We start from the raw sequence: 16,421 nt of genomic DNA on the forward strand, positions 1-16,421 counted from the left end.
ACAGCCTCCATTAAGAGACTGTCTTCCGCTTAACAGGCAAGGTCACACCTGCAATAAAATATCCATTTTCCTGGCGAAGAATTAATTCGCCGCCTAATGTTCTCAAGGATTGCTGCACAATCGAAAGTCCCAAGCCAGTTCCCGACAACCGATTGTTGCGGGAGGCTTCCCCCACCACAAAGGGTTCGGTTAATTGAGAAAACTGCTGATAAGACATTTCCGTCGCCTTGTTCTGGAAGGTCAACTGGTAATAGTTGCCCGACCTTTTCCCGGTCACAGTCATCTGCTTATCCAAGCTGTACTTCATCCCATTGGTCAAAAGATTCAGCAAAATCATTCCCATCAACTGCTGATTGGTTTCCAACTGACAAGGCTCGATCGCAAGAGTCACCTGGAATTTCGGATCAATCAGCTGCTGCTGTTTCAATTCCTTTTCCACCAGCGCCTGAATCTCCACCGACTCCAGCTGAACATCCTCTTTCATCTGCTGGCTATAAGCCAAAATGTGAGCCACCAGCTCGTTCATGTCCGCCAACTGCTGATCAACATCCTGCAAAAAGGTCGGATTCTCCAAGCCCATCTGCTCACCATCCACCAACAGCTGCATCACCGACAACGGTGTCTTTAACTCATGAGCCAAATTGGATGAAAAAGCCTTCAGCTGATCGTTGCGCTCCAGCATCTCCATTTCATGCTGCTGCAGCGAACGCTTCATCTGGTTAATCGACTGACTCAAGCTGCCCAGCTCATTTTCCTCTTGAATGTCCGAACCAGCAAAATTCAGATTAGAAATATTCCGCGTCGCCTGCTCCAAGCGCCCGATCGGTTTAATAATCTGGTTGCGCACCAGCAGAACAATCAAGCCAAACAGCAACACCAAAAACAAAATTGTCGTCGCAATCAGAATTGGCATCAAGGTGCGAATCGCCGCCTGAAAGTCCGGAATACTCGTCCCGATCAAATAAAGATTCTGATCTTCTATAAAGAAAATCGCATAAAAATCATTCCGTTGCCTCGATTGATTGTACAACCGCTGCACCGATCGACCCGACTCCGCCGCATCAATCGTCGTCGCATCCACCCAAAAACGATTCAACGAAACGCCCGCCTGGCCCAGTTGAAAGGTCAAATCTGCGTTCAATTCATCCTCCGAATTAAAGCCGTCACGATCCCACGACACCACCACGATATCCTCAGACAGCTGATCCTCCTTGCCATTTTGAATCAGCTGCTGCGCCTCCTTCACCGGCTGCTCCATTTTCCAATAATAATAAGTCGGAAAGCCCCAGCGATAAAAAAGCGCAAAGAACACTACGATCACGATAAAAATAATCCCCACCCGCTGAATAAAGCTGCGAGTTAAGCTATTTCTTTGGTAGTTCAAAACGATACCCCGTGCCGTAAACCGTCTGGATAAACTCTTTTCCCAGCTTATCCCGCAACATGCGGATAAAACTATCCACGGTCCTTTCATCATTTTCGTGATCCAATCCCCACACCGACAACAAAATCTGTTCCCGCGTCAACGCCTGTCCCTGATTTTGGTAAAGATAGTACAACATATCGTATTCTCTTTTGGTCAATTCCAGCTCTTGGTCATGCAGCAGCACCCGCTTTTCATTGGGTACAAAAACCAACGGCTGCTTGATATCCTGCTTAATCACACCCAGCAATTTCGCAACCCGCACCAGCAATACCTGCGCATGAAACGGCTTCGCCAAATAATCATCCACCCCAGCCACTAACGCCTCCACTTCATCCTCCGGCATATTTTTCGCCGTCAGCATCAAGATTTTGATGTTCCGCTCCCGCTTCATCGCCTGAGCCACTTCCAGCCCATTCATCTTCGGCATCATCCAATCCAAAATCGCCAAATCAAGCTTCTCTTCATAAAACTTCTCCAGCGCCTCTTCCCCATCACTGGCCTCAACCACACTATAGCCTTCATTCTCCAAAAATCGCTTCAGCAATTCCCGCATTTTATCTTCATCTTCACACAATAAAAGCTTCATCTAAAAAATCCTCTCCGCCAACCGGCAGTAAATCCCCACCTATTATACCCATTCCCGCCAATTTTTCTATTTATTCAGCACAACTTAACGATTTCTGAACTTTGACGACAAAAAAGAACGAAGCATGTTCGCATTTGTGAAAATGCAAAGTGCTTCGTTCTTACTTGAATTCCTGTTAGCTTGGCGGGTCCCAGATGAGGAACGTCCAAGGTACTTCGTAGAGAGGTTCTGTGTCATCAGCATTTTCGTAAGCTTTGAAGACGATTCGGTATTCGCCGTTTTGAGTTTGGAGCATGGTTGGATCCAGCTCTTTGAACTTGATGACAAATGGGTTAGTACTAACTGGATTATCACTATCTGGCTGCGGTGTTTCTATAATATCCGACCAGGTGACTTCCACGTAATTATTTAGAACCTTTTTCTCTAGCACAGGAATAACTTGTCCAATGCCCTCTACTTTCAAATCGATAGTTGCTTCTTGGCTACTAGTTTTATTGTACACCAACCGATCCGTTGCTGCTGATTGAACTCGCAGGCCTCTAGAAGTCGGCTCTCTAACTGTAAAACTTATATCTGCTTCTCCAATTGTTTGTCCACCTAACGGATGCGTATCAGAGTAATCCTTCAATGCATTGACCTTTATTGTGTAGTTTCCGGGTTTAAATGGTTGCGTATCCGTGAATATCTTCAGTTTATACTCTAGTTCTCTTAGAACATTCGTAATTTCACTAGATGGATAAACAAACTGCAAATCACCATCCACAAGTTTTGGTTTGATTATCGTATTCGAATTGATTATATCCTGAATTAATACACCCTGTGGCCAAGAAATTTCTCCTTCACCAGCTTTAAATAATTTAAGGTTTAATGCCAGATATTTTTCTATGTTGTAGCTATCTACAGCTGTCCCGACATCGGTTAGACCGAACTTTCCATTTAGTTCAATTGGATCATGCATCTCATAAGGCACAGTATTCAAATTTTCTAAATCATTCGTAATCACGCGTTTTGTTTCAATCACAAATGATTGTGGGGCAGCATCGTATTCTTCGAAAAAACCAAATTTCAAACTGATGGTATCAGTAGTTGTTGTTTGAGCTTCTTCATTCGCAAAGTCAAAAATGAACAAGTAAGAAGCTTTGTTCGTAATATGTCTAGTAAGGTCTTCCCAAGACAATGATGATTCGCCGCTATCACCCATTTTTTTGAAATCAACTAATTCAATTTTCGTCTCTGGATCAGAACCGACTTGAGATTCTTTTCTATAGTAATAATACTCAGGCTCTTTAATATCGTTAGCAGGCTGAACTTTCATTAAAATCGTATCCCCTAAGGGTAGACCGTTTTGCGGAGTTGTTCCAGAAGTGGAATTAAACTCCAAGTAAACTTCTTCTTTTTTAGAGTCATCTTCAGGCCAATTAGTCAGCAATAGATTGTCTTCAAGATTTGTTTGCAGGGTAAATGCCCCATCCTCTAAAGTTGTATCATTATTTCCATCCTCAGTAAAACTCAAATAAGATTTTCCAGCCATCAAAGCTGTTTCTGCTTTAATACTAGATGCTCGTCGCTTAATTTCCAAAATAACTTCAAATCCAATATCATCACTGCCCTTAGAAACATACACAATTTTTACCTGTTTTGTACTTGCTGTTTTGTTGATATTATTAGTGTTGAATATTTGATACGAAAGTTGATTCTGCTCTTTCACCAGAGTTCCACCCAACTCTAAAATAGGTGATGAAGACAGTTGGACTTGAGCATTCTCATTTAATCCATGCAAAAATCCGAATGTTCTATTTCCATATTCTACTGGTCTATCCAGATTGGTTCCTATAGTATCAGAAGTTACCAAGTCAACGCCAACTGGTTCCACTGATTTAATTTGCAAGTTAAACTTATTTATAAAGCTTGGTAGAGAAACAGTTGCTTCTTTATTCATACCATCAGCTTCACCTGTTGGATAATCCGTCTCATTATATGCCCAGATAGGGATGGGATCAAACTCAGGACGATAGCGGATGCGCACGGTCTGCTGCGGAGCGTTATTCTCAAATTCATTTTTAGTTCCATTCATTGTGTAAACTTGCAAAACGAAAGGCGTCCAATAGGTTTTCTCTCCCGTACGATTATAAAAATCATTAGCATTAGATGAACTATACTTTAAGGACATAGTAGCAGTCACTTTTTCACCATACGGAATGATTATACCTTCTTTGGGCTTCGCAACGATTTTGATCATCGTTACATTATCTAGACTATTTGTATCCACAATCTGCTCATAAGGCATGTAATTAGCATAATTTCCGCTTCCAACAAAGTTAGCTAATCGATTATCGAACCTTTTGTCTCTATCAGTTGAATAACCTACTTCATAAGTCCCCCATTCAGGGTCTAAGTCTAGTTCTTTTGTCAAAGATAATGAAAATTCTGGTGTTTCCTGGTCCAGCGCCCATTCTGGTTTTAACCCTTCTTTAGCAATAGGGAGATAAAAAATGAGTTTCCCGTCGCTATCTATTTGTCCAGGTTGTTTAGTATTTTCATAGGTAAATGTTGATTCAAATTCTACTGCTTCTTTGTCCAGAACACCATCGTATTTTAGATTTAATTCTTCCCGTACATTGGGAGATAATCCAGATTCTTCTGACTCAAGTCCAAAATCTAATTTTGGTGGATTAGTGTTAAACATATATCCGGAATTTGTTGTAGCTAACTTGGCTATGCCACCTATGAAGTAGAACCCTGCTTTCTCAGTACCTAAAGTCGAGGCTATCCCCCAAATATCGTTTACCGCATAACCAGCATAACTACCTGATGGAAAAGCTGCATACTTTTGATCAGTGATAAATAACAACTCGTTGTATCTGATAGGTTCAGTCCTTGCTCGAATATTAACAGTCATTTGATAGCTGATATCAATTGTACGGCCGACCATTTCGCGGTCTTCGTTGTAATAACCCAACCCATCGCTATCTGTGGGCTTAGCGTAATACAATTTGCTACCATCGGGTAATTCAACTGGTTCATCAGTGACAACCGTTAATGACGTCCCATCTTGTGCCATATGAATAGAAGATACATCTAAATCCAAATCAACGGGTGTTCGTATTAGGAAGACGGGATTTGGAGCGTAATTTGTCGCACCGTATGGATAAAAACTCGCCACTGCACTGGCAGTAACTGTGACTTTTTTTCCGACATCCACTCTTTGAGTAGATTGAGTTAATGGTACATTATTCTCGTCCAAGACTCTCATTCTTTTCTGTGTTGTATTACTTAAGAACAAGCCCACATCTTGATCACTTTTTGATTTATTAATTATAGTAGTCGTATTCTCGCCACTTAGAGTAACTCCAGGAGTACTTCCAGCCGAAGACAGTTCATATTTCACTTTCCCTTTGCTATTGGTACCACCAAATGTATATCCATAAAATTGGCCGCCTGATTCTTTCATACGACCGCCATCACCACTTATATAATCGTCTCCTTCTTTAGACGAAATTTCGAAATTATATGCTAGTTCTTTTATATAGTAATCCTTATAATTGAAACCTTCAGGTAACCCTCCAGTGAATGTTCCATTCGCAAGCATCTCACGATTCACATAGTAGTAATACCGTTCATTTCGATAACCTAAAAGTGGCGAATCAGTTCCATAATCGTGACTAATCGTAACCCCCTGATATTGCTGGCTAGGTATCAGTTTATATGTCCCATGAAGGGTATCACCGGTCCCTTGTGGATCTCTTTTCTGCAATGTGAAGTCAAAATTATACTCATAGTTACGTGAAGCCGCTAAACTTCCTCCGTAGTTTGAATCAACTGTCCAGAATTGAACAGTAGTTACCCCGTAATTCCATTTGTTCTCTGTGTCAAACTGGTAAGAAGCTCGAACTGCCCCACTAGCGCTAGATTTATTGGTAATTTGAGCATACCCTAACAGAGTAGTTGCAGGTGTCCCCTCAACAGAAATTGCTTCATAATTTCCTCTCTTAAGAAATGCAAAAGAAAATGCTTCACCCGAAGTGATTTCTAGAGGTTTTTGATTGGACGGTGGATCTGTTAAAGGAACATTCTTAGTTTCTACCATTTCATAATTTTCAGATTCGCTATATTTATAGTTATGAAATTTCCACCCTAGATTATTTTGAGTGTAGTACAAGTCCTTTCCTAACGAAAAAAAGTTGCCTTCTGCATTCGGCTGGCTAGGTAGTCGATAGTATAACTGTAGATCGTGTATATATAATAAGTATTCTTTTGATATATCAACAAAAGAATAGGTAATAATGACCCTGCCGTCAGTCTGAAGCTCTGTTGAATATTGGATTAATGGATTTCCGTTGTTACTCGCTGCAGTTCCATTAACCCAAGCATCCATCTTATCTGTCAACAGCGTTGCAGATAAGTATTGTCCATTGTCTAAAGGCATGTACGGTAGATAAGCTTGAAAAGTTACATTGCTCATATAGTATGCGTTACTACTAGAATTCTCAGAATCGTTTCTTAGACGTGGTTGCATAATGAGTTGTAAATCTTCATCTAAAGTTTGTGGACCGGGAGTAGTGGTCCCGGTTGACGGCCCCCGAGTGACTACCGACAAAGAAGTTGTACTAGGAATTTTGAAATCGTCCATTATTAAGGTTTCAACTGTTGTAGCATTCTCAATTAATTTAGCCGTCAACGGCTGACCCCGAGTTAAGCTACCATCAGTTACACCCGTCCAAAAGTTACGGTTATTATTCGTACCCTCCTCAAAGTTAGGCAACAAATTGATTTTGAATTCTAAAGTACTTGCCGAAGATGACACATTAAAAATAACAGTGCCTCCTGTTACATAATCTTTTGAATATGTGTTAGTCCCAGATGTCGGATTAAAAAAAGCGCTTCGTATAAAATTCAAGTTTACTTGGTCAGTAACCGTCGAATCCATGTCCCTAACCTCAACACTTCTTATATTGCTATTTCCTGATACTATGTTTTCTAAATGGGCTCTTTTTACTAGAACACCTCTAGGAATAAATACTTCAATTTGCCGAGAATTAACCGTAGCTTCTGGCAAATAGTTATTCAATTGAATGTCCAATTCATAGCCATCATTTTTCAAAATTTTCCAATTGACTTCGACCTTGTCTGAAGACACTTCATTCCTAAGAAATACATTTTGAGCACCATTGCTTTCACTTTCAATATAAGAACGGAAAGCATTATTGGTGTCCCTCAAAGAGTCAGGTTCCCCCTGTTTATTATTTTCGTTATCAACATCAGCATCTGTTAAAGACTGAGAATCAGTTCCAAGTTGCTCCTCAAAAGTTGACTCGTCAACAATTGGTTCCTCTTCTACATCACTCTGATCAGTGCCTTCTTCTATTATCGGTTGTTCTGAAGTGTTGGTTGATTGCTCCAAGTCAGCACTGGAAACGGTCGATTCCTCCGTGGTTTGTATTTGCTCAGTAGGCAGAACCGTTTTGTTCCCCAAACTCTCCGAAGAATCCACCGTCTCAGTTTCTGCTGCTAACATCGGCTCCGCCAGCATCGTTAGACCACTGACAACTGGTAAGATGACCAAAAGAGTCGCCAAAAAAATTAGTCCAAGTTTTTTTAATTTTCTCAAATTAGCCACCTCCTGGGACTTCAATAACTTCAAATGCATTCGTATAGTTAGTATTGTCGTAAACTTCGCCTTCATCGTACTTCAACATATAAAAGGTAATCGCTCCAGTATCTTTAACGGTTCCCAACGAGATTTCTCTATTGTATGGAGCCGAAGAAGCAGTAATGCTTTTACCATAAAAAACTGGATTCGTCTGATCAGGCACAACTAGAGCTTCTTTCCAAGCTAGTTTAAAGTCACGATCTTTTTCTGTTGTGATGGTCACCGTAGCAAACGGACTATCTAGCGCATCCACAACGTTTACGTTAAACCCGGTCGCTGCTTTTTCAATCAGAAACTTAGCTGTAATTGTTTGAATATATGGAGACGATGTTGTGGCTGTGACTGTAACTATCTTACTGGTTTCACCACCATCGAAAAGGTTAGGTAAACTGATATCAATAGTCTCACTACTCTGTTCACTTGCACTAGTTGATTTTGGCAAAGTAAGTTCCTCTGTCTTACCACTAGTCGAGGTAATACCAACTCCTTGACTGCTAAACGTTGCTTCCGAATAATCTGTTTCCACCGTATAAACAATTTCCCGATTCGTAAACCGTTGACTATCCGGGTAATTACGCAGCTGGATCTTGATGGAATCTTCGTCATCCCATTCAGAAATAATATAGTCATACTCCCCAGTTGAATCACCAAGCTCCTTCAGCAAATCACTAGTAAAAAACATTTCGACTGCCTTTACAGGCTGGTCATCCGTCTGCCTAGACAGATACTTTCCCCAGTTATACATCCCAAAGAAGAATATCCCCACAATACAGAATAGTCCTGTGATGAGATAAGCTGTTTTATATTTAGTTAAATCAATTTTTCTCATCAGCCCCACCTAATCTATTTGCTCTGCTTGGAGTTTTAAACGAATAGCCTTCACTTCATTTGCATATCCTATGTCATTATCTTCTTTTGGCCATTTTATTGTTAACGTGTAGCTGTCAGTTTGATCTGATCCTACGGACATAGTTCCTTCTGCACGCTTGTTCCCAAATTCAACTAAAGTGGTTCCTTTTTTCAACTCATACTCCAACGGCAACGACCCAAAATCCTCCACCTCAATAATATAGCGCATCGAAGTTTCGATTGTTTTCGTCCCCTCGCTATTCGATACATCAATAGATATTTTTTTTGACTCACCAGGTGCAATATCATCAGGACTAATATCCGTCGTTTTAAAACGATCCCCAAGAAAAAAAGCCACTCGGGCAGAATCGTCCACTTCGGTTGTCGCATGGAATTTTGAATATGTTAAAACGATTAAGTAAGAAAAGGCCACAATAGACAGACTGACTATCACAGCTATTTTATACCGATGCTCTTTTAGAAAATCTATCATCATAGACACCCCTTTCTAGTCTTATAAAAAACACAAGTTACAGAGTTAACCATCTATATTTAACTCTTCACAACTACTCAAAGAAATATGTAACTGACGATCTCAGATGTTTCATTACTATACTAATCTTCAGTAAATACTCTAACCATAATTTTGTAAGCTTCCATTCTATTTTATCATATTTCTTGTCTTATATTAATTTTATTAAGAATAAAAACGATTGCATTTTAATGCTGAAAGTTATCTGAAAAAAATGTGTCTCGTGTGCCCTCTTTATCAGAAGTAAATAACTAACAATTTTTATGACAAAAAAATTCGATCATGCAAGATACACATGATCGAAGGCCGCTATTTTGCTGTTTTTTTTTTTTCTTCATTATATAAAGAGACAGGTGGGCGAGGATAAGCATAACAAAGGGAATGCTTCCGATGATGATCATCGACCGAGGAAGCCAACCAACCGGCGGGGCCATTCCGGCGGCCGCAAGAACCACCAGCGTGATTCCGCAAACATTATAAAGTATTAGAATCGCTTTGTTTAATTTATCAACCATCATTTTTCTCCTCCTTCACCTTAGGAATCCCATAATAATTTCGCAAATTTTGTGAATTGGCTAGGTAATCCAGGAAGCTGGGTTTTCCTCGTCCGATCAATTTGTCTACGCTGATTTCGTACAGTCGACTTAATTCGACTAACTGATCAACAGCAGGATAGCTTTTATCTAACTCCCATTTCGAAATAGTTTGAGGGGTAACATGCAAAATATTAGCTAGTTGTTTCTGGGTGAATTTGTGCTTCTCACGGAAATATTTAAGCTGTGAACCGATCTTAATCATAAGCTATCCCTCCTCTCTTTAAGTATAACCTATACCATAAAAACAGAGATAGCTTTTCCAGCTAACTAATTTGTTGAGTGGGGATTTCCCCACTCAACGCAGCGTTGAGTTATTGATATGACAGCCTTTATCCGAAAAAAAGCACAAGAAACCTTAGCTTGATTTCTTGCACCTTTTTATACCTATATAGCTTCAAATGCTTCACTGGATACGGCCTCCAACCACTGGACATTGCCTTTAGTGATCGCTAAATGTTCGAACCATTCATTCTCCGCGGCACCATGCCAATGCTTAATATCCGGATGAGTGATCACCACATCGCCTGGACTGAGTACACGAATTTCGTGGCCTTCTTCTTGATACAGGCCGCAGCCTTTTGTAACAAGCAGAATTTGATAGCCATTTTTATGTACATGCCAGTTGGTACGGCTTGCCGGCTCTTGAATCACATTGGCAATCCCAACATCCACTCTAGGATCATTGACAACATCCGACAAATAACTGTTGCCTTCAAAAAATTTAGCAGCCAGTTCATTTGTTTGGCCAATTGAGACCAATTTCTCTGGTAGTTTCTTCATTTTATCCATTTCCATTCCTCTTTTCCTGCTTATTTAGTACTATATCAGTTAACCTGAACGTTAAGTCAACAAGTATTTACTGACAAAAACCAGGCAGACTTCAGCAGCCAAAATCCACCTGTGCTTATTCAACTATAAATTATTCTTGCAAACTTACCTTCACTAGCTGATCGTCATTATCTGAAGGACTGCCGCGGCCGTCGCGATTATTGGTGATGAAATAAAGATCATCCCCATCAATATACACATCGCGAATTCTGCCAAAATCACTGATCAGCTCGCTTGTCTGATTATTCTCCAAATCAAACTCCAGTACCGCCTCACCTCGTAAAGCCGCAACATACAATTTCTGATCATGATAGCCCATTCCCGATGGTGCCCAGGTCTGGTTGCCGGAGCTAAACAACGGCGCTTCCATCCCATCTTGCGTTTCATTGCCTTCAATCACCGGCCAGCCGTAGTTTTTCCCAGCTTCGATCACATTGATCTCGTCATCGGCACTGGCGCCATGCTCACTGGCATACATCGTATCATCCGTCGACCAAGTCAACCCTTGGGAATTGCGATGACCGTAAGTATAAATGTAGGAATCGGTAAACGGATTGTCTCCAGGAATCGAGCCATCCAAATTCAAACGTAAAATTTTCCCAGCCAAAGAACCCATGTCCTGAGCATTGTCCGGCTCAGAAGCATCACCTGTGGTCACGTACAGCTTGTCATCTGGCCCGATTTTCATTCGTCCGCCATGATGATTGTTGCCGCTAGGGATCTCATCCAGCAACACTTCCGTTTCCCGCCATTGATTTCCGTCTAACTGCAATTGAACAATCCGATTCATCCGACCATCCGCACCTTCGTAAGTGTAATACCCATAAGCTACATTGGAAGTGGCAAAATCCGGACGAAGCACAAAGCCTAAAAATCCCGCTTCCGAAGCCGAAGACAACGTCTCTTCAAAGGCAACCGGCTGCTGCTGGGTTTCACCGTCTTCGATCTTGATGACATTTCCGCCTCGTTCAGTCAGATAAAAGGTCTCGCCCTGCTTTTCAATTGACCATGGGACATCCAAGTTATCTGCGATTACCTCTGTGTCCGTATTTGTAGTCGGGGCACTGCTGGAACTCGCAGTCTCCTGTGTAGAAATTGCTGTGTTTGGGTCCGAATCATTTTGCGTGCAGCCTGCTAAAAAGAGGGCTGCCATGGCACTAAGAATCAGTATTCTTTTCATTGTCATCACTCCTGCTCTTTTTTTAACCGCTTTCTTCTTCTCTTTCTAAAGTACCATCTAAAAAAAGATCTTGTAAAAAAATATGCCCATTCCTAAAATCTCGACACAACAAAAAAGCTGGATGTAAGCAGCAATTTGCCTACATCCAGCTGGAATTCCATTATTTAGTTAGTTGACAGAATGCTGTTCAAAGGATGCTTGAATCAATGACAGATGAAAATCTGAGATCGTGCTGTACGCAGCACAGTCGAATTCACTATCCTCTAAGGTCCCACCCTCAGCAATCAGAACCGGTGTGAAGCCTTTACTAGCCGCCTTTTCCAATCGTTCGATTGAATTGTCGATAAAGTATTTCGTCTTGTAGTCAAAGGCTTTTTGGCTAAAAACTTCTTCAGCTGGTAGGTAGAAACTCAAGTTTTCCTGAACAGTTTCATCAGGAGTTGAACCTTCATCCACTAAAACCAAGCCTGTTTCAAACTGTCTCCGCCGCAAATATTCCACTAATTTCAGGCATTCCGCATCCATACATCGCTTCGCGTCCGTCGCGTCCAAAAAAATGTCTTCTGTTGCCAGCACCAGTTTCTCCATACCTACCAACTCCTAGTTTCGCCATATTTTTAAAAAGTGAGCAATCACTTGTTAAGCAAAGTCTTCAAAATGCATTAGTGAATATTTTCACAATTTGGTATAATCTGAATTATACGACCCTTTTGAGCAGGTGTCAACCGATATCCAGTTCGAGGGTATACAAAAAAGACAAGTCCCCTATTATGAAGACTTGCCAAAAATATTCATTAATTAATAAGAAATCCAGACCTCATTCACACCGGCACCTTTTACTACTCCGTCAGTTAAAGCTAAGCGTGAGGAATATGAAAGGTATCCATAGAACGTTTGGGTTCCGCCACCATCCCATTGAACATTGATTTGTACATCTGGTCGAATGGATTTGGTGTTCGGCATCGTACTAGGATACAAGGCGTTCGTTTCATAGCTTAGTATACTGCCACTTGCACCTGCAATCGTTGCTTTTCCGAAATACTGTGTTCCATTATAATTATTCTGAGTAACTCCACCATTGGCAGCAATCGTTAATGAACTTTGTTTTTGTCCACTTTGTGAATAATAGAAAGTGTAGGTGTTCGCCCACTTAGCAAGATCACCAGCAAACCCTCCATTAGAAACAGTTTGCGAATTGTTATTAGCCGCTTGATCGCTCATTTCCTTTTTCTTCTCATCCTGAATGCCATTATTATTTTCTTGGGTTAAGTCTTGAACAGCATCGCGAATGACTCGGAACTCATCTTTGGAAAGATCACTTACAGGAATTGAAGCAAGTAGTAAAGACGATTCTCGATATTCTCCATTGATAGTCATTTCTTTAGCGTCGCGAATAATCTCATCGTATTTAGAAAGCTCATCTTCTACTGTATCAGATGTCTCCTCTGACTCCTCACTAGAAGATTCTTTCGAAATTGATGTGGTCCGTGAAGCTGCCGGTTCTGGATTGTTGTTTCCATAAGAAGCAAAAAAGATTCCACCGCCAACAACAACACCTAAAAGCACAACTATTCCAATAATCCATGGTACTTTACTGCTTTGATTCGCTTTAGTAGTACGCCGAACAGGTGTGATCATCTCAGCCTCATCATTTTGGACATTATCTACTGTAGTACTTTCTTCTGCAACTGAAGTTAATTTGTGTCCACATTGCTCACAAAATGCTGCATCTTTTTGATTGGCTGCTCCACAGTTTGGACAATATTTCATTTTTACCACTCCCTTTTCACTAGATCATTCTTATACCCATATAATTTCTATCTCAAAGCAATTAAAGTAAAATTCCCAATAGCATCCCGCATTCCTCCACTATTGGTTACACCATTCGAAAGAACTACTATTGCAAAGGGTTCATCTTCAGACATAACTAAACCTATATCATTCTCCACTGAAGGAAGTTCTCCCGTTTTATTAGCTACAACCACATCTCCAGGTAGTTTACTCGGAATCTTAGTTCTAACCTGTTGTCCCAACATTAACTCAAGCATAGACGAGTAAGGATAGGCCCCTCTATTTTGATATACTTTCTTTAAAAAAGCCATAGTATCGTTCAAAGATGTATAATTTTCTTTCCCCATACTCACAGCTTGTTCATCCAACATTTTCCGTTGCAATTGTGTATCCGTATATCCAGAGGTTTGGAAATAGGCGTTTAACTGCTCCATTCCAATTTGATCAATGATTGCATTTGTAGCGCTGTTGTCACTGTTTTGAATCATGCGTCGTGTAAGCTCGCTTAAAGGCTCACCGTTGACAATAGTTTGCATATCCATATTGGTTTCGAATATATAGGACATGATAAAAACTTTTATAACACTTGCGGATGGTGTAGGGATCGAATTTTGATTAGAAATGTACGTATCATCACTAAAATAGTAGACTCCATAACTGACTTGGCTGGCATTAGCTATTAAACCAGAATCATCCAAAATCACTGCTTTGGGTTCTTCTGCTGTACTAGATGATTCCGTACTTACTGTGCTAGTGACCGGCTCTTGTTGAGCAGAAGATGATTCACTAGTTACTGAACTTGCTTGACTAATCTTTTCTACTGTTTCCTTTGTTGAGGATTGAACTGTAGCAGCTTCTTCTACTTGTCTGCCTTTCACTATCTTTAGTGTAAAAAAGGTAACAAAACAAACAAGCATGAATATAGCGGTTACAACCAAAACCCATTGTCGTCTCTGTTTCTGCTGTTTTCTTCGGTCTATTTTTCTCAATTTGGTTTTCCTTTTAAAATTTATTGACTAATGGAATTATATCAATAATACTTTCTGTATACAAACTATCCCCCCATTTATTTTTTCAATCTTTTCTGTTATTGTTAGGGTTGGGAAAAAGGGTTAGTGATTCATTCAAGGAGTTAACAGGCAGAAATAAATTAGTTAGGGTGAAGAAAAATGAAATATTGTCCAAATTGTGGTACGGAGTTAAACGCTGATGCAAAGTTTTGTCCCAAATGTGGCTATAACTTAATGCAAGGAATACCCAAGAGCGATGAACCTCTTGATCAACGTTTAGCTAACAAAATCAATCAAATGAAAACAGATGATGAATTTGAGTTACAGCTTGAAAAAGCAGAAGGAATGAATATTACTCGTGCAGAAATAAAGAAACGTGCGCAGGAAAAATTATCTGGAAGATACGGCGAATGGTGTAAAACAATTGTACTCTTGATTGCAGCTAACGCCATTGCTAGCTTTTTATTACGATTAGCTTCCATGCGCTTCCTGACTAACAGTTATTACAGGTTGTTTGGTTTCCTTAATTATTTTTCCTATGACTACGGGTATGGTTACACAAATCCCTACACAGGATTTTCACAATTTTTATGGTTTTTAGTAATGCTTTTAGCTATTGTAGCCATCTTTTTTATAGCTGCTCTATCCAGTGCAGTTTTACAATGGTGCGCCATTCATACGTTAAGAGGACAACGAGCTGATGGATTAAAGATTTTTTCATACTTTGTAAGAGCACAGAAAAACAGAATTTTGAAAGCCAATGTATTGATTGCTATTTATACATTCTTATGGTCATTACTCTTCATTATTCCGGGCATCATAAAGAGTGCATCTTATGCAATGACGAATTTTCTATTGGAAAAGAATCCACAGTTAAGCGCCTCAGACGCAATCACTTTAAGCCGAGAAATTATGGATGGCTATAAGATTGAGTTTCTGATTCTGCGCTATTCATTCTTTTTCTGGAATTTGATACGCTTCTTCCTGTTTACCGATTTTTATATACTACCTTATCAAAATGTGACTGAAATTCAGTTCTTGGAAATGCTATATGAGCATTATGTAAAAGAGAACGCCACTGAAACTGCTGAATAAGTCAAAATGCACTTCCTGACAAAGGAGGTGCATTTTTTACTCTAACCTACCCCTCCAACAAATAATGCAGCATCCTTTTATAATCATCATAAAACAGCTTGGTCTCCTTATACGCCATCGTCTCCTCCAGCGGCAGCTCTTCAATCCCCACTTGCGAGAACTGATAGATCACTGCACCAGGATAAGACATAATCACTGGCGAATGAGTAGCGATAATAAGCTGCGAGCCTCCCTTGACCAAGCGGTGCATCTCCTGCAGCAAAGCAAATTGCCGACTAGTAGCCAGTCCCGCTTCCGGCTCGTCCAACAGATAAAAGCCTTGATCCCCGAAGCGGTTCTCAATAATTGCCAGCAACCCTTCTCCATGAGAACGAGTATGCAGCGGCTGATGTCCATAAGAAGCATGAGCCAGTCCACCCTGCAGCGGATCACGCCCCAACTCCTCTAACTCAGAAGCTACATTATAATAGGTTTCCGAACGCAAAAAGAACTTCGTCCGCGGAATATCGCCTTTGCGAATTAAGCGCACGTGCTCATGCAGCTCCGAGTGACTCTCCACGGTAGAAAAGTTAAAATTCTGACTGCCGCCTTCTGGATTAATCCCGTAAGCCACCGCGATCGCTTCTAAAATAGTCGATTTCCCAGTGCCGTTATCGCCAGATAAGAAGGTCACTGGTGCGGTAAAGGGCAGTTTGCCATCCTGTTTGAGAATTTCTTTAATTGCCAGCACTTCATAAGGATAGCCATTTCTAGGCATTGTCTTAGCTAATTGCATCTCGAAAACAAACATTGCTTCTCCTTTACTAATCGTTTGCTTCAATCATACAAGCTGACCGCCGTTAAGACAAGAATATCTCAATGGCGGCCAGCTTAATTTT

Annotated in this window: 13 protein-coding genes; 1 reads left to right on the forward strand and 12 read right to left on the reverse strand. The window is 40.6% G+C overall.

What is annotated here, in order from left to right; all coding sequences use genetic code 11:
* Window positions 1-10 precede the first annotated feature (10 nt).
* The 11 genes from JZO70_RS03795 to JZO70_RS03845 form a co-directional block, all read right to left on the reverse strand.
* Complete coding sequence (locus JZO70_RS03795; RefSeq protein WP_242703738.1) at window positions 11-1,384, reverse strand: sensor histidine kinase; 1,374 nt, start codon at window positions 1,382-1,384, stop codon at window positions 11-13.
* Window positions 1,365-2,012, reverse strand: a complete 648-nt coding sequence (locus JZO70_RS03800; RefSeq protein ID WP_207672198.1) for a response regulator transcription factor — start codon at window positions 2,010-2,012, stop codon at window positions 1,365-1,367. The genes JZO70_RS03795 and JZO70_RS03800 overlap by 20 nt, the downstream gene beginning before the upstream one ends.
* A gap of 175 nt (window positions 2,013-2,187) precedes the next feature.
* Window positions 2,188-7,620 (reverse strand): hypothetical protein, encoded by a 5,433-nt coding sequence (locus tag JZO70_RS03805; protein ID WP_207672199.1) that lies wholly within the window; start codon window positions 7,618-7,620, stop codon window positions 2,188-2,190.
* Window position 7,621: 1 nt separating this feature from the next.
* Entirely contained in the window at window positions 7,622-8,491 is an 870-nt protein-coding gene (locus JZO70_RS03810; protein ID WP_207672200.1) for a hypothetical protein, read from the reverse strand.
* Window positions 8,492-8,500: 9 nt separating this feature from the next.
* Complete coding sequence (locus JZO70_RS03815) at window positions 8,501-9,007, reverse strand: hypothetical protein (RefSeq protein WP_207672201.1); 507 nt, start codon at window positions 9,005-9,007, stop codon at window positions 8,501-8,503.
* Window positions 9,008-9,550: 543 nt separating this feature from the next.
* Window positions 9,551-9,841 carry a helix-turn-helix domain-containing protein gene (locus tag JZO70_RS03820; RefSeq protein WP_207672202.1) on the reverse strand — a complete coding sequence of 97 codons (291 nt, stop codon included), beginning with the start codon at window positions 9,839-9,841 and terminating at the stop codon, window positions 9,551-9,553.
* A 182-nt stretch (window positions 9,842-10,023) separates the two neighbouring features.
* Entirely contained in the window at window positions 10,024-10,428 is a 405-nt protein-coding gene (locus tag JZO70_RS03825; RefSeq protein ID WP_242703739.1) for a cupin domain-containing protein, read from the reverse strand.
* Between the two features lie 130 nt (window positions 10,429-10,558).
* On the reverse strand, window positions 10,559-11,647 hold the full coding sequence (locus JZO70_RS03830; protein ID WP_207672204.1) for a PQQ-dependent sugar dehydrogenase: 1,089 nt from the start codon (window positions 11,645-11,647) through the stop codon (window positions 10,559-10,561).
* A 168-nt stretch (window positions 11,648-11,815) separates the two neighbouring features.
* Window positions 11,816-12,235: a hypothetical protein gene (locus JZO70_RS03835; RefSeq protein ID WP_207672205.1), complete on the reverse strand. Its 420-nt coding sequence runs from the start codon at window positions 12,233-12,235 to the stop codon at window positions 11,816-11,818.
* Between the two features lie 210 nt (window positions 12,236-12,445).
* Entirely contained in the window at window positions 12,446-13,417 is a 972-nt protein-coding gene (locus JZO70_RS03840) for a zinc-ribbon domain-containing protein (RefSeq protein WP_207672206.1), read from the reverse strand.
* 47 nt (window positions 13,418-13,464) lie between these two features.
* Window positions 13,465-14,427, reverse strand: coding sequence for a serine hydrolase (locus tag JZO70_RS03845; RefSeq protein ID WP_207672207.1), 963 nt, complete (start codon window positions 14,425-14,427; stop codon window positions 13,465-13,467).
* Between the two features lie 180 nt (window positions 14,428-14,607).
* Between JZO70_RS03845 and JZO70_RS03850 the strand changes: the two genes are divergently transcribed.
* Window positions 14,608-15,543, forward strand: coding sequence for a DUF975 family protein (locus tag JZO70_RS03850; protein WP_207672208.1), 936 nt, complete (start codon window positions 14,608-14,610; stop codon window positions 15,541-15,543).
* A gap of 46 nt (window positions 15,544-15,589) precedes the next feature.
* Here JZO70_RS03850 and JZO70_RS03855 read toward each other — a convergent pair whose 3' ends face one another.
* Window positions 15,590-16,333, reverse strand: a complete 744-nt coding sequence (locus JZO70_RS03855) for an AAA family ATPase (protein WP_207672209.1) — start codon at window positions 16,331-16,333, stop codon at window positions 15,590-15,592.
* Between the last annotated feature and the right edge of the window lie 88 nt (window positions 16,334-16,421).

Origin of the sequence: Candidatus Enterococcus moelleringii (genome assembly GCF_017377575.1) — a bacterium.
Taxonomy (GTDB): Bacteria; Bacillota; Bacilli; order Lactobacillales; family Enterococcaceae; genus Enterococcus_A; species Enterococcus_A moelleringii.

Bases quoted from the DNA above. Each gene is read 5' to 3' on its own strand.
- JZO70_RS03800 (WP_207672198.1), bottom strand. From the start codon at position 2,012: ATGAAGCTTTTATTGTGTGAAGATGAAGATAAAATGCGGGAATTGCTG.
- JZO70_RS03810 (WP_207672200.1), bottom strand. From the start codon at position 8,491: ATGAGAAAAATTGATTTAACTAAATATAAAACAGCTTATCTCATCACA.
- JZO70_RS03815 (WP_207672201.1), bottom strand. From the start codon at position 9,007: ATGATGATAGATTTTCTAAAAGAGCATCGGTATAAAATAGCTGTGATA.
- JZO70_RS03820 (WP_207672202.1), bottom strand. From the start codon at position 9,841: ATGATTAAGATCGGTTCACAGCTTAAATATTTCCGTGAGAAGCACAAA.
- JZO70_RS03825 (WP_242703739.1), bottom strand. From the start codon at position 10,428: ATGGATAAAATGAAGAAACTACCAGAGAAATTGGTCTCAATTGGCCAA.
- JZO70_RS03830 (WP_207672204.1), bottom strand. From the start codon at position 11,647: ATGAAAAGAATACTGATTCTTAGTGCCATGGCAGCCCTCTTTTTAGCA.
- JZO70_RS03835 (WP_207672205.1), bottom strand. From the start codon at position 12,235: ATGGAGAAACTGGTGCTGGCAACAGAAGACATTTTTTTGGACGCGACG.
- JZO70_RS03840 (WP_207672206.1), bottom strand. From the start codon at position 13,417: ATGAAATATTGTCCAAACTGTGGAGCAGCCAATCAAAAAGATGCAGCA.
- JZO70_RS03850 (WP_207672208.1), top strand. From the start codon at position 14,608: ATGAAATATTGTCCAAATTGTGGTACGGAGTTAAACGCTGATGCAAAG.
- JZO70_RS03855 (WP_207672209.1), bottom strand. From the start codon at position 16,333: ATGTTTGTTTTCGAGATGCAATTAGCTAAGACAATGCCTAGAAATGGC.